The sequence below is a fragment of the Nocardioides sp. Root140 genome, assembly GCF_001426745.1.
Taxonomy (GTDB): domain Bacteria; phylum Actinomycetota; class Actinomycetes; order Propionibacteriales; family Nocardioidaceae; genus Nocardioides.
Genome location: NZ_LMFI01000010.1, coordinates 709,986 through 723,824, shown reverse-complemented (window position 1 = coordinate 723,824; position 13,839 = coordinate 709,986). Strand labels below are relative to the sequence as shown.

General features: G+C 70.1%; 11 protein-coding genes. 10 read left to right on the top strand and 1 reads right to left on the bottom strand.

Annotated elements, in window-relative coordinates; all coding sequences use genetic code 11:
* The first annotated feature begins 132 nt into the window (after positions 1 to 132).
* From ASD30_RS13840 to ASD30_RS13820, 5 genes are all read left to right on the top strand, one after another.
* Positions 133 to 3,117: an AfsR/SARP family transcriptional regulator gene (locus ASD30_RS13840; protein ID WP_162250970.1), complete on the top strand. Its 2,985-nt coding sequence runs from the start codon at positions 133 to 135 to the stop codon at positions 3,115 to 3,117.
* Between the two features lie 87 nt (positions 3,118 to 3,204).
* Positions 3,205 to 4,314 (top strand): sensor histidine kinase, encoded by a 1,110-nt coding sequence (locus ASD30_RS13835; RefSeq protein WP_056682346.1) that lies wholly within the window; start codon positions 3,205 to 3,207, stop codon positions 4,312 to 4,314.
* Positions 4,311 to 4,985 (top strand): response regulator, encoded by a 675-nt coding sequence (locus tag ASD30_RS13830; RefSeq protein WP_056682344.1) that lies wholly within the window; start codon positions 4,311 to 4,313, stop codon positions 4,983 to 4,985. The genes ASD30_RS13835 and ASD30_RS13830 overlap by 4 nt, the downstream gene beginning before the upstream one ends.
* Before the next feature lie 9 nt (positions 4,986 to 4,994).
* The gene (locus ASD30_RS13825; protein ID WP_156393649.1) at positions 4,995 to 5,591 is read left to right on the top strand and encodes a class I SAM-dependent methyltransferase; all 597 of its coding nucleotides are present in this window, start codon (positions 4,995 to 4,997) and stop codon (positions 5,589 to 5,591) included.
* Positions 5,592 to 5,750: 159 nt separating this feature from the next.
* Positions 5,751 to 6,050, top strand: coding sequence for a ribosomal protein L7/L12 (locus ASD30_RS13820; protein WP_082563960.1), 300 nt, complete (start codon positions 5,751 to 5,753; stop codon positions 6,048 to 6,050).
* A 17-nt stretch (positions 6,051 to 6,067) separates the two neighbouring features.
* On the opposite strand, the gene ASD30_RS13815 is transcribed toward ASD30_RS13820, so the two are convergent.
* Positions 6,068 to 7,171: a citrate synthase 2 gene (locus ASD30_RS13815; protein ID WP_056682336.1), complete on the bottom strand. Its 1,104-nt coding sequence runs from the start codon at positions 7,169 to 7,171 to the stop codon at positions 6,068 to 6,070.
* Positions 7,172 to 7,297: 126 nt separating this feature from the next.
* Between ASD30_RS13815 and pdxH the strand changes: the two genes are divergently transcribed.
* From pdxH to ASD30_RS13790, 5 genes are all read left to right on the top strand, one after another.
* On the top strand, positions 7,298 to 7,930 hold the full coding sequence (gene pdxH, locus ASD30_RS13810) for a pyridoxamine 5'-phosphate oxidase (RefSeq protein WP_056682332.1): 633 nt from the start codon (positions 7,298 to 7,300) through the stop codon (positions 7,928 to 7,930).
* An 88-nt stretch (positions 7,931 to 8,018) separates the two neighbouring features.
* Positions 8,019 to 8,636 carry a TetR/AcrR family transcriptional regulator gene (locus tag ASD30_RS13805; RefSeq protein WP_056682329.1) on the top strand — a complete coding sequence of 206 codons (618 nt, stop codon included), beginning with the start codon at positions 8,019 to 8,021 and terminating at the stop codon, positions 8,634 to 8,636.
* The gene (locus ASD30_RS13800; protein ID WP_056682326.1) at positions 8,636 to 10,369 is read left to right on the top strand and encodes an ABC transporter ATP-binding protein; all 1,734 of its coding nucleotides are present in this window, start codon (positions 8,636 to 8,638) and stop codon (positions 10,367 to 10,369) included. The genes ASD30_RS13805 and ASD30_RS13800 overlap by 1 nt, the downstream gene beginning before the upstream one ends.
* Positions 10,366 to 12,348: an ABC transporter ATP-binding protein gene (locus tag ASD30_RS13795; protein ID WP_056682324.1), complete on the top strand. Its 1,983-nt coding sequence runs from the start codon at positions 10,366 to 10,368 to the stop codon at positions 12,346 to 12,348. Before ASD30_RS13800 ends, ASD30_RS13795 begins: the two co-directional genes overlap by 4 nt.
* A 239-nt stretch (positions 12,349 to 12,587) precedes the next feature.
* The gene (locus ASD30_RS13790) at positions 12,588 to 13,475 is read left to right on the top strand and encodes a hypothetical protein (RefSeq protein WP_056682321.1); all 888 of its coding nucleotides are present in this window, start codon (positions 12,588 to 12,590) and stop codon (positions 13,473 to 13,475) included.
* The last annotated feature ends 364 nt before the right edge of the window (positions 13,476 to 13,839 follow it).

The window sequence follows — 13,839 nt, the reverse complement described above, 5'->3', positions numbered from 1 at the left end:
CCCTCGAGGTTTCCGTGGATCCCGCCGTACGGCGTCAGCCCGGAAGAGGCGCCCCGCTACGCAAAAACGCGTACAGCACCCGCGGCCCACGGGTCTAGGCTGAGTCTCGATTCGAACTCGGGAGTGATGCAGATGCGCTTCGAGGCACTCGGACCTCTGCGAGTTCTCGACGACGGCCAGGACGTGACGCCTGCCGGAAGGCTGCAGCGGATCATGCTGGGTTGGTTGCTCCTCCGAGCGAACCAGACCGTGCGCGACGACCTCCTGATCGAGGCGCTCTGGCCTGGCGATGTCGCTGCCCGCACCCCAGCCCGGCTGCAGGTGCTGACCCACCGGCTGCGGGCGATGCTCGACGATCCCGAGCGACTCTCGCGCGAAACCTTCGGATACCGGCTGCGCGTCGAGCGTGACGAGTACGACGTGGCGGGGTTCGACGACCTGGCTGCCCGGGTGCTGGCCCTCGAGGGAGATCCGGCGGCGGTGTCGAGACATGCCCGTGAGGCGCTCGACCTGTGGCGGGGGGCGCCGATGGCCGATGTCGAGGAGCTGGCGTTGGCACCTGAGCTGCAGCGCTGGAGCGCTCGCCGCCTGATGGTGCTGGAGTCCCTGGCCGAGGCCGACCTGGCCCTCGGAAACCACGGCGCGGTGCTGCCCGAGCTGGAGCTGGCGGCTCGGGAACACCCCTTGGACGAAGGCCTCCAGCTCTTGCTCATGCGGGCGCTGCACCTTGCCGGGCGCCCGGCCGACGCGCTCGGGGCGTACGCCGCTGCGCACGCGAGCCTGGGTGAGGAGCTCGGCCTCGAACCGGGTGCCGCCCTCCGCGACCTGCAGGCCCGGATCCTCGCCGGCGACGAGGCCGAGCCACCGGCCAAGCCACGGCCGACGCCGGCGCAGCTGCCCGCTGGCGCCTCCCGTCTCTTCGGGCGTGACCAGGACCTCGCCCGGCTCGACAAGCAGTGGGGTGAGACCGATGAGGCTGGTGTTTGGGTGATCACCGGAACCGCAGGCGTCGGCAAGACCGCCTTCGCCGTGCAGTGGGCGCGCCAGCATCGCGCCGACTACCCCGACGGCCAGCTGTTCTACGACCTGCGCGGATTCAGCGCCGACAACCCTGCCGCGCCGGCCGACGTGCTGGGCGTGTTCCTGCGCGGTCTTGGTTTCGACACGGCCGGCCTCTCCGAGGACGAGGACGAGCGAGCCGCCCTGTTCCGGAGCATGGTCGACGGTCGCCGCCTGCTGATCGTGCTCGACAACGCGCGGTCGGCTGATCAGGTGCGCCCGTTGCTGCCCGCGACGCAGGGCTGCTGTGTGCTGGTGACGAGTCGTGAGAGCCTGACCGGTCTCGCCGTTCGCGAGGGTGCGCAGACCGTGGACCTGCCGCCACTCAACGACCAGGACTCCCTGGATCTCCTCGTTGAGCTGACCGACGACCGAGTGCGCGAAGAGTCCGCGCCCGCCGCCGAGCTCGTGCGTCTGTGTGCGCGCCTTCCGCTGGCGCTGCGGATTGCCGCCGAGCAGGTGCGCGCACATCCCGACCGCAAGGTTGCCGCCCTTGTCGCCGAACTCTCAGGAGAACACGACCGCCTGGATCTGCTCGATGCCGGCGACGGCCCCGCGACCGACGTACGCGCGGTCTTCTCGTGGTCCTACGAGTCGCTTCCCGCCGAGGCAGCGCGACTCTTCCGCCACTTCGGCATGTTGCCGGGAAAGGACGCGGGGCTCCACGCCCTGGCCGCGTTGAGCGATCGCGACGCGAACGACGTACGCCGCAGTCTTGCGGTCCTGCTCCGCGCCCACCTCATCACCGAGTCGCCGGCCAGGCGCTACTTCCAACACGACCTGTTGCGCGCGTACGCCGGTGAGGGAGCGCGCCTTCTCGAGTCCGACGACGCCCGACGGGCTGCGCGGTCGAGGTTGCTCGGCCACTACTCGCGCCGGGCTGCCTTGGCCGACGACCTGCTGCGCCCGGCCGAGACGTTCAGCAAGGCCCGGATCCGTGAGCCGCACCCTGTGGTCCCGGAGTTCGCCGGGAGATCCGAGGCACTGGCGTGGATGGCGCGGGAGCTGCCGAACGTGCTGGCCGCCGTCGATGACGTCGGACCCAGCGACGCCCATCGCGTGGTCGAGCTGGCCCAGTCGTTCTCCGATCTGCTCAGCAGCCACGGGCGCATCGAGGAGGGCGACCGGTTGCATCGGCGCGCTCGAGACATCGCGCGCGATCACGGCGATCCACGCAGTGAGGCGCTGGCCGAGTCGTCCCTGGGGGTCAACCGGGCCCGCAGCGGTGATCCGGGCTCCGCCAGGGAACACTTCCTGCGCTCCCTGGCCATCCACGAGCACCGCACGCACGACCCCGTCGGACGAGCCGCGCTCGAGGGCAACCTGGGTGCGTTGGCCTACGTGCGTGGTGACCTGGGAGAGGCCGCCCGGCTTGCCGAGAGCTCGAGGTCGGCCTTCGAGGCGGCCGGCGAGCGCAGGCGCACTGCGCTTCAGGCCACGAACCTGGCCTCGATCCTGAAGGCACAGGGCGAGACGGTCCGGCCGGGTGAGCTGGTCGCGGAGTCGGTGTCGATAGCGCGCGCCGATGGGCTGTGGGCGGAGTTGTCGACGGGGCTGAACAGTCTGGCCGACCTGCGCTACGAGGCCGGCGACCTCGACGCCGCCACCGCGTTGGCAGTGGAGGCCTCGGAGGTTGCGTCGGACCACGGGTTCCACGAGATCGAAGCGGATGCCCAGGCCACCCTCGGCGACATCGCGCATGCCCGGGGAGACTTCCGCGAGGCGCAGGAGATCTTTCGCACGGCCCTACGTGGTGCCCACATGTCCGGACACGTGCTGACGGTCGCCGTGTGCCTGCGTGGCTTTGCGCGCGCGGTGTCCGGCGAGGACCCGGCGGGCGGGCTTGCCTACTGCCGTGAGGCCGTCGACTACGCATCCACCAACGGGCTGACCCGCGTCGAGGTCACCGTGCGGCTCGACCTGGCACGGCACCTGGACCGTCGCGGCGATCGCGCCGGCGCACTGGTCGAGGTGGACCGGGCCGCTGCGCTGTGCGAGGGGTCGGACGACCGGCTGGTCAGCGAGGTGGCTCGCATCCGTGCCGAGCTCGCAGCGTGACGGCAGGGCGGCCTACGCGCGATTGCGTACGCCGCCACCGCGTCGGGTCGTACGACGAACGCGCCCGACTGCCCTAGCGTCGTGGGCATGAACTCGACGTTGTCCGTGCTCTGGCGCCGGTGGTGGCTCGTCCCTGTCCTGGTGATCGTCACCGGCGGCTCCGGCGCGGTGAACCTCGGTGAGCGTGGCGACTTCCACCCCGGCTCGGCGCTGGCGGGGGGCATTGCCGCCGTCGTGCTCGCCGTGCTCTCGGCGGCCGTGCTGTTCCTGATCGACCGCTGGCCGGCGGCCGTGGTCGCCAACGGGCTCCTGGTCGGCGTGTACTTCGCGGTGGGTGGCAACAACGGGCCGATCTTCTTCACCGTCGTGGCGGCGGCCTTCCTGGTCGCGACGCGGCGCCGCTTCCGCGCGTGGTGGCCGCTGGTGCTCGGCTCGGGTGTGCTGGTGTGGGCGGGGCTCCTGGTCCGTGGACTCCGGTGGGACGAGTTCGACGTCGGCATGTGGCAGTCGATCGGAGTGGGGGCCCTGGTCTCCGCCGCCGCGTCGATCGCCACGGCGGTGCGCACCCGCGACGAGGCCCGGGTCATCGACAGGCAGCGCGCGGCCACCGAGGAGCAGCTACGGATGGCCCAGGACCTGCACGACGGCGTCGGTCACGGACTGGCCGTGATCGCGATGCAGGCCGGCGTCGCGTTGCACGTGCTCGAGAAGGACCCGGCCGCCGTACGCGAGGCCCTCGAGGCGATCCGCGGCACCAGCCGCGAGTCGCTCGACGCCCTGCGCAGCGAGCTCTCGCAGCTGACTGGCGACGCGGCGCCCCGCGCACCGCGTCGAGGGCTCGCGGAGCTGTCGACGCTGGTCGAGCGGGTGCAGGCGGCCGGCCCGACCGTGCGGGTCAACGACACCGCGGGCGACCTGCCCGACGACGTCGACGCCGCGGCCTACGCCCTCGTGCAAGAGTCGCTGACCAACGTGCTGCGCCACGCCGACGCGTCGACGGTGAGCGTCGCCCTCGAGCGGTCCGGCGACGCACTGGAGGTCTCGATCTCCGACGACGGGCGTGGGGGAGTGGTGCACGATGAGGGCATGGGTCTTCGGGGCATGCGCGAGCGGGTGACCGCCCTGGGCGGGACCTTCGAGGCGGGCCCGACCGACCAGGGCTTCCGGGTGCATGCCGTGCTGCCGGTGGGCGCATGATCCGCGTCGCGCTGGTCGACGACCAGGCACTGGTGCGGGTCGGCCTGCGCACCCTGGTCGCCGGCGAGGACGACCTCGAGCTGGTCGGCGAGGCCGAGGACGGTCGCGGCGCGCTGATGATGATCCGCCGCGAACGGCCCGACGTGGTGCTCTGCGACATCCGGATGCCGGTGATGGACGGCCTCGAGCTGCTGCGTTCCGTCGGCCAGGACGCCGACCTGGCCGACGTGCGCATGGTCATGCTGACCACGTTCGAGCTCGACGAGTACGTCTTCGAGGCGTTGCGCCTGGGCGCCTCCGGATTCCTGCTCAAGGACGCCGAGCCGACCGCCCTCCTCGACGCGATCCGGGTGGTGGCCCAAGGCGGCTCCCTGCTCGCACCTTCGGTCACGCGGCGGGTGATCGAGCACTTCGGCACCGGCGCGCAGACCCGCCGTACGCCGCACCCGCAGCTCGGCCAGCTCACCGAGAGGGAACGCGAGATGGTGGCGTGGGTGGCCACCGGCAGGTCCAACCAGGAGATCGCCGAAGAGCTGGTGGTCAGCCCCGACACCGTGCGCACGCACGTGTCCCGCGCCATGGTGAAGCTGCACGCGCGCGACCGGGCCCAGCTCGTCGTCTTCGCGATCCAGTCGGGCCTCGAACCACCGGAGTCCCCACCCAGCCGTTAGATTCGTCGCATGATCTCGGGACAGACCCCAGCACTCTGGGATGCGGAAGCAGACACCTTCGACGACGAGGCCGATCACGGGCTTCGGGACCCGGCCACTCGGGAGGCGTGGCGCCGGCTGTTGCTCGGCGTACTGCCGGACGAACCGTCGAAGATCGCCGACCTCGGCTGCGGCACCGGCACGCTGTCGGTGCTCCTCGCCGAGAGCGGCCACCAGGTCGACGGCATCGACTTCTCGTCGTCGATGGTGGCCCGCGCGCAGGCCAAGGGCCGTGAGCGCGGCGTCAGCGCCAGGTTCACGGTCGACGACGCGAGTGCGCCGACGTTGGCGCGACGGGCATACGACGTCGTGCTCAGCCGGCACGTGCTGTGGGCGATGAAGGACCCGGTCGAGACGATCGCGCGGTGGTGCGACCTGCTCCGCCCGGGCGGCATCCTCGTGCTGGTCGAGGGGTCCTGGTCCACCGGCGCGGGCCTGACCGCCGACGAGGCCTCGCAGGCCGTGCGGGTGCACCGGCTGCGCGCCAAGATCACCCCGCTGACCGACCCGGTGCTGTGGGGCAAGGAGATCACCGACGAGCGCTACCTGCTGGTCAGCACCCGCTGACCGACGCGCGACCCGCGCGGCTGTCCACGGGCGAGCGGCCCGTAGGACAGGCAACCGGGGTGCCCGCACGCCCTGCTGCGCGTGCCGACGACCACGGTCGAGGCCACTTGCCTGCCCGACGGCACACCACGACCCGTGACGGCGGTTAGCCTGCAGGTCATGGGAATCTTCAACGCGGCATCCGCCCGGGACGTCGAGGCGCTGCGCGCCCGCATCGGCCGGCTCGAGGCGCTGGTCGAGCTGCTCGCCCGCCACCAGGGCATCTCGGAGCACGAGATCAGCCAGGTCATGGGCCCGACGGTGTCCACCGTCTCCACACCGCATGCCACGGGGACACCGATCTCGGCTCGCGTCCGGCAGTTGGCGATCGAGGGCAAGAAGATCCAGGCGATCAAGGTGCATCGCGAGGAGACCGGCCTCGGCCTCAAGGAGGCCAAGGACGCGGTCGAGTCCCTCTGAGCGACTGTCGGCGGGTGTTACTTGGCCCAGTCGGTGTTCCAGCCCTCGACCGAGTCGGCCGGGCGCGGGTCGGGTCCGGTGTAGATCGCGGACGGGCGGATCAGGCGCCCGGTGCGCTTCTGCTCGAGGATGTGCGCCGACCAGCCGCCGGTGCGGGCGCAGGTGAACATCGAGGTGAACATCGGCGCCGGGACCTCGGCGAAGTCGAGGACGATGGCGGCCCAGAACTCGACGTTCGTCTCGAGCACGCGGTCGGGACGACGCTCGCGGAGCTCGGCCAGAGCGGCCTTCTCCAGTGCCTCGGCGACGGCGTAGCGGGGTGCGTCGAGCTCCTTCGCCGTGCGGCGCAGCACGCGGGCGCGGGGGTCCTCGGCGCGGTAGACGCGGTGGCCGAAGCCCATCAGTCGCTCGCCGCGGTCGAGCAGTCCCTTGACGTACGCCGTGGCGTCGCCCGACTCCTCGACGTCCGCGATCATGCCGAGCACGCGCGAGGGGGCGCCGCCGTGCAGCGGGCCGCTCATCGCGCCGATCGCGCCCGAGAACGCGGCGGCCACGTCGGCGCCGGTGGAGGTGATCACGCGGGCCGTGAAGGTGGAGGCGTTCATGCCGTGCTCGGCAGCCGAGCTCCAGTAGGCGTCGATCGCCTTGACGTGCTTGGGGTCGGCCTCGCCCTTCCAGCGGATCAGGAACTTCTCGGCGAGGGTCCTGCCCTCGTCGACGAGCTTCTGGGGTACGACGGGCTGGTTCAGGCCGCGGGCCGACTGGGCGGCGTACGACAGCACCATGACCGCGACGCGGGCGAGGTCCTCGCGGGCCTGCTCGTCGGAGATGTCGTAGGTCTGGCCGAAGCCGAAGGCCGGCGCGAGCATCGCCACGGCCGCCTGGACGTCGACGCGCACGTCGCCGGTGTGGATCGGCAGGTTGTAGGGCTCGGCGGCCGGCAGGCCGGGGGTGTAGGAACCGTCGATCAGCAGGCCCCAGACGTTCTCGAACGGGACCCGTCCGACGATGTCCTCGATGTCGACACCGCGGTAACGGAGCGCGGAGCCTTCCTTGTCGGGTTCGGCGATCTCGGACTCGAATGCGATGACGCCCTCAAGGCCGTGGTGAACCTCGGTCATAACGGGTGGCTCCTTTGCCGTGCTGCAGTGTCGGACCTTTGCATTCTGCCCCCAGCCTCGAAGCAGCGACAGAACGGGGTCTCGACCCGTGGTCCGCGGCCGCCGGTGCGCCCGTAGGCTCGCGGTGTGGAATCAGCACCGTGGGCGACGCAGCGCCAGGAGTACTCCCGCATCGGCATCGTCGAGAGCGCCCTGCCCGAAGACCCGCTCGAGCTCTTCCGTTCCTGGTACGGCGACGCAGGCACCCTGCCCGAGCCGAACGCGATGGTGGTGGCCACCGTCTCTGCCGACGGGCAGCCCTCGGCGCGCACCGTCCTCTTGAAGGGGCTCGACCCCCGAGGCTTCTGCTTCTTCACCAATCTCCAGTCCCACAAGGGATCTGACCTCGCAGCGAACCCGCGGTGCGCGCTCCTGTTCCCATGGCACGCGCTCCAGAGGCAGGTCCGTGTCGAGGGCGCGGCGGTGCTGTTGCCTCGCGACGAGGTGGCGGCGTACTTCGCGACCCGGCCGCGCGGAGCCCAGCTCGGCGCGTGGGCCTCGCCGCAGTCGCAGGTGGTCACCGAGGCCGGCCTCCATGAGCGGTACGACGACGCGGCCGCGCGCATGCCGGGGGAGATCGAGGTGCCCGAGCACTGGGGCGGGTACGTCGTCGCGCCGGAGTCGATCGAGTTCTGGCAGGGACGCGAGAACCGCATGCACGACCGGTGGCGCTACCGCCGTTCGGGGGACCACTGGCGCCGTGAGCGCCTAGCCCCCTGATCGACCCGTCGTGAGTTCTGTCGGACTCACAACGGGTCGACGTGAAAAACACTTGTGAGTGAGTGCTCACTCATTTACTCTTTCCGGCGTGACTCCTCGCGCCAAACCCCTGTCGCCCGCGGACCGACGCCAGGCGATCCTCGACGCCGTCGTGCCGCTGGTCATCGAGCACGGCGGAGACCTGAGCACCCGGCTGATCGCCGAGGCGGCCGGGGTCGCCGAGGGCACCATCTTCCGGGTCTTCGCCGACAAGACCGAGCTGATGTGGGCGGTCGCCGAAGAGACGATCAACCCCTCCCACGGGCGCGAGGAGTTCGACGCGATGCTGGCCGACACCGACGACCTCCACGAGCGCGTCCGCCGGGCCGCGGAGTCCCTGACCGTCCAGATGCGGCGGTCGTTGACGGTGATGTTCGCGGTCCGCTCCTACTTGATGAAGCACGGCCCGCGCCCCGATCCCGATGACCCGCCGCGTCCACCCGAGTTCCTGGTCCGCGCCAACCGCGACCTGCTCGAGATGCTGGCCACGCTCTTCGCGCCGTACGCCGACAAGATGCGCGTGCCACCCGCGACCGCCGCGGTCGTCCTCCGTTCCCTGGTCTTCGGGTCCCGCCATCCCGGCATGGAGCTCGACGCCGATCTCACGTCCGACCAGATCGCCGACATCATCGTCGGCGGAGTCATGCTCCCCGGGGAGGAAGCCTGATGTTGCTCCGTCTCATGCGCACCTATCTCGCGCCGTACAAGGGTTGGATCGCGATCGTGGTCGCGCTCCAGTTCATCTCGACCGTGGCGATGCTGTTCCTGCCGAGTCTCAACGCCGACATCATCGACCAGGGTGTGGCCGAAGGAGACACGGGCTACATCATGCGCGTCGGAGGCATCATGCTCGGCGTCTCGCTCGTGCAGATCGTCTGCTCCGTGGTCGCCGTCTGGTTCTCGGCGCGTACGGCGATGGCGTTCGGCCGCGACCTGCGCGCGGCCGTCTTCCACCGCGTCGGCACGTTCTCCGGCCGCGAGGTCGGGCAGTTCGGTGCGCCCTCGCTGATCACCCGCAACACCAACGACGTGCAGCAGGTGCAGATGCTGGCGCTGATGACCTGCACCATGGCCGTCGCCGTGCCGATCATGATGGTCGGTGGCGTGCTGATGGCGATGCGCGAAGACCTCGGTCTGTCGTGGCTGCTCGCGATCGTCGTACCCGCGCTCTTCCTGGCCGTCGGCGTGGTGGTCTCGCGCATGGTGCCCAACTTCCGACTGGTCCAGGAGCGCATCGACGGCGTCAACCGGGTGCTGCGCGAGCAGATCACCGGCATCCGCGTGGTGCGCGCGTTCGTGCGTGAGCCCCATGAGACCCGCCGATTCCAGAAGGCCAACGACGACCTGACGGACGTCTCGGTCAAGGCCGGCCGCTGGATGGCCACGATGTTCCCGCTGGTGATGCTGATCGTGAACGTCTCGAGCGTCGCGGTGCTGTGGTTCGGCGGACACCGCGTCGACAGCGGTCAGATGGAGGTCGGCGCCCTGACCGCGTTCCTGTCCTACCTGATGCAGATCCTGATGTCGGTGATGATGGGCACCTTCATGCTGATGATGATCCCGCGCGCGGCGGTCTGCGCCGACCGGATCACGGAGGTCCTCGACACCGACACCAGCGTCGTGCCGCCCGCGCAGCCGGTCACCTCGGTGCAGCAGTCCGGCCACCTGGTCCTCGACGGAGTCGGCTTCACCTATCCCGGCGCCGAGCAGCCGGTCCTGCAGGACGTCAGCTTCGAGGCCCGGCCCGGCCAGACCGTCGCGGTCATCGGCTCGACCGGCTCCGGCAAGTCGACCCTGGTCGACCTGGTGCCGCGGCTCTTCGACGCCACCACCGGCAGCGTGCAGGTCGACGGCGTCGACGTGCGCGACCTCGACCCGGAGACGCTGTGGCACCGCATCGGGCTCGTCCCGCAGCAGGCATTCCTGTTCTCCGGCACGGTGGCCAGCAACCTGCGCCACGGCAAGCCCGACGCCACCGACGACGAGCTGTGGCGTGCGCTCGCGATCGCCCAGGGCCGTGACTTCGTCGAAGCCATGTCCGAGGGGCTCGAGTCGCCGATCACGCAGGGCGGCACCAACGTCTCGGGCGGCCAGCGACAACGCCTGGCCATCGCCCGGGCGCTGATCCGAGAGCCGGAGATCTACCTCTTCGACGACTCCTTCTCGGCCCTCGACCTGGCCACCGACGCCCGGCTCCGCGCCGCACTGAGGCCGGTCACCCGCAACGCGACGGTGGTCCTGGTCGCCCAGCGGGTCTCCACGATCCGCGACGCCGACCTGATCCTCGTGCTCGAGGACGGCATCGTCGTCGGCCGCGGCACCCATGACGAGTTGCTCGCCGACTGCCCGACGTACCAGGAGATCGTCGAGTCGCAGCTGACGGCGGAGGAGGCAGCATGAGCACGACGGAGAAGACCGACAAGGGCGGCACCCTCAAGGAGACCGAGCGCATCACGGCCGGCCCCGGCCCCGGGCGCGGCCCGATGGGCGGCGGCATGGTCGGCCAGAAGGCGATGACCTTCGTGCCCTCCGCCAAGCGCCTGATCGGCCGCATCGCGCCGTACCGCGTCAAGGCGATCGCCCTGGTGGTGCTGGCGATCGGCAGTGTCGTGCTGACCGCGCTGGGCCCGCGCATCCTCGGCCACGCGACCGACCTCATCTTCGACGGGCTCTTCGGCAACCAGTTCGACGCCGGCCTGACCCAGGAGCAGGTCGTGCAGGCGGCGCGCGACCGCGGCGACAACAGGCTCGCCGACATGATGGCGTCGATGGACTTCGTGCCCGGCCAGGGGGTCGACTTCGGCGCCGTCGGTGCGGTGCTGCTCATCGTGCTCGGGCTGTACGCCGGCGCATCGATCCTGTCGTTCATCCAGGGCTTCCTGCTCAACGACGTCGTGCAGGGCACGGTCATGGACATGCGTTCCGACGTGGAGGACAAGGTCAACGCGCTCCCGTTGGAGTACTTTGACCGCCAGCCCCGCGGCGAGCTGCTCAGCCGGGTCACCAACGACATCGACAACATCAGCCAGACCCTGCAGCAGACCCTGAGCCAGCTGCTCACCTCGTTGCTGACGGTCGTCGCGGTGATCTCGATGATGTTCTGGATCTCGCCACTGCTGGCGCTGATCGCGCTGGTCTCGGTGCCGATCTCGATGTACGCCACCTCGCTCATCATGAAGCGCTCGCAGAGCCAGTTCATCGCCCAGTGGCGGCTGACCGGCAAGCTGAACGCGCACATCGAGGAGACCTTCTCCGGCCACGCCCTGGTCAAGGTGTTCGGCCGCCAGAAGGAGGTCGAGCAGCGCTTCGAGGAGGAGAACGAGCGGCTCTACGAGGCCTCGTTCAAGGCCCAGTTCGTCAGCGGGCTGATCATGCCGCTGATGATGTTCATCGGGAACCTCAACTACGTGGTGATCGCGGTCGTCGGTGGCCTGCGGGTGGCCAGCGGATCGCTGAGCCTGGGTGAGGTGCAGGCGTTCATCCAGTACACCCGCCAGTTCACCCAGCCGCTGACCGCGGTCGCGTCGATGATGAACCTTCTCCAGTCGGGTGTCGCGTCGGCCGAGCGGGTCTTCGAGCTGCTCGACGCAGACGAGCAGCGCCCCGACGGCCAGGTCGCTCCGGCGGCCCCCGGCGAGCGTCACGGCGAGGTCGTCTTCGACCGTGTCTCGTTCCGCTACGACGAGGACAAGCCGCTCATCGAGGACCTCTCTCTGGTCGCCCAGCCCGGTCAGACGGTCGCGATCGTCGGCCCGACCGGCGCCGGGAAGACCACCCTGGTCAACCTGGTGATGCGGTTCTACGAGGTGACCGGCGGGCGCATCATGCTCGACGGCGTCGACGTCTCCGCGATGCCGCGCGCCGAGCTGCGCGACCAGATCGGCATGGTGCTGCAGGACGCGTGGCTCTTCGAGGGCACGATCCGCGACAACATCGCCTACGGCCGCCCCGACGCGACCGAGGAGGAGATCCTCGAGGCCGCCCGGGCCACGTTCGTCGACCGCTTCGTGCACTCGCTGCCCGACGGCTACGACACTGTCATCGACGAGGACGGCGGCAACATCAGTGCCGGTGAGCGCCAGTTGATCACCATCGCTCGCGCGTTCGTCTCCGACCCGGCGCTGCTGATCCTCGACGAGGCCACCAGCTCGGTCGACACCCGCACCGAGCTGTTGCTCCAGCAGGCGATGGCGGCCCTGCGCAGCGACCGGACGTCGTTCGTGATCGCCCACCGGCTCTCCACGATCCGCGACGCCGACCTGATCCTGGTGATGGAGGACGGCGCGATCGTCGAGCAGGGCACGCACCACGAGCTGCTCGAGGCCGACGGCGCCTACGCCACGCTCTACCAGTCGCAGTTCGCGGCGCCAGTCGCCTGAGGCAGGCATCGGGCTGGGTGGGTGTCAGACGGGCTGTCGTATACAACTACGGCAGTTGGTGCGGTCGCCACGGCGGGTCAGGCGTGGACCGGGGCTGCAGCGCGCGAACTGCCGCAGTTGTCGACGCCGACCTGGCGTCCGGCGGGCGGCGAGCGCAGCGCCGCCGCCGTACGCCGAGCGTGCGGCGCCCCTGTGGAGAACCGTTTGCGCCGCTGGACCACGCGTCCGAGGCTTGGCCCATGACGGCACCGGACCCCACGGCAGCCGACCTGGTCACCGAATGGGGCGGTCTGGCCGGCTCTGCTCAGCTGCGCGGGGCGCTCACCGATCGGCAGATCACAGCAGCGGTCGAGGCCGGAGCAATCGTCAGGCTCACCCGCGGACGCTTCGCGTTGCCCACGGTGCCGGCCGCTGCAGCCGGTGCCGCCCGGGTCAACGGGGTCGTGTCGCACCTGAGTGCTGCGCTGCACTGGGGATGGCGGGTGAAGCTGCCGCCCGAGAAGCCGATGGCCACCGTGCCACGAGGGCGCAACCTCACGCTCCCGCGCCGACACGACCTCGCTGTCCACTACGCCGACCTCACACCCGGCGAGGTGCGCAACGGTGTCACCAGTCCGTTGCGCACGGTGATCGACTGCGCGCGGGTCCTGCCGTTCGACGCCGCCCTGGCCGTGGCCGACTCTGCCCTGCGTTCGGGCCGGATCAGCCACGACCAGCTGGTCGCCGCGGCGCAGGCAGCGCCACGCAGCGGTCGTCCGGCCGCGCTGAAGGTGGCGCGCTTCGCCGACGCGCGTGCCGCCAACCCGTTCGAGTCGGTGCTCCGCGCGATCACGATCGAGATGGGCCTGCGCCTGACGCCGCAGCTCACCTGCCTGCCGTACATCCAGGTTGATCTCGGCAGCGAAGAACTCCGCTTGGTGGTGGAGGCCGAGTCGTGGCGTTACCACGGTGACAAGTGGGCCTTCGAGGCTGACGTCATTCGCTACACCCGGCTGGTGCGCAACCGCTGGGTCGTCGTCCGGTTCACCTGGTCCGACGTGATGTTCCACCCGGACGTCGTGCGCGAGGTGCTCGCAGACGTGGTGGCCATGTGTGAAGAACTACGGCAGTTCAGGCAGAGCGCCTGAACTGCTGAGCGCGAGACGGCAATCAAAACGTGAACTGCCGCAGTTGTTGACGGGCCGGTCCGGTGGAGGGGGACGACGCCAGGAAATGGGAACGACCCGCAGGCGTTGACGAACGGTTTCCCCGAGGGGACCTTCTCGTCGTCTTCCGGCGGACCAAAAAGTCCGGAAGCGCCTGCGGGTCGGGTGACTGCCTTGAATTCGCTGGCCGCTTGCAACGCTGCGCAGTGAATCCTGTCGGCAGGGAAGCTGCTAGCGGGCAGCCACCTCACAAGTCCGGTAAGAATGCATCTTCTGGACCACCTCCTTTCACGTGTCCTGCAAAGGTACGACTGTGGGGCCGCCCTCACAAGGGGTTTTCGAGGGT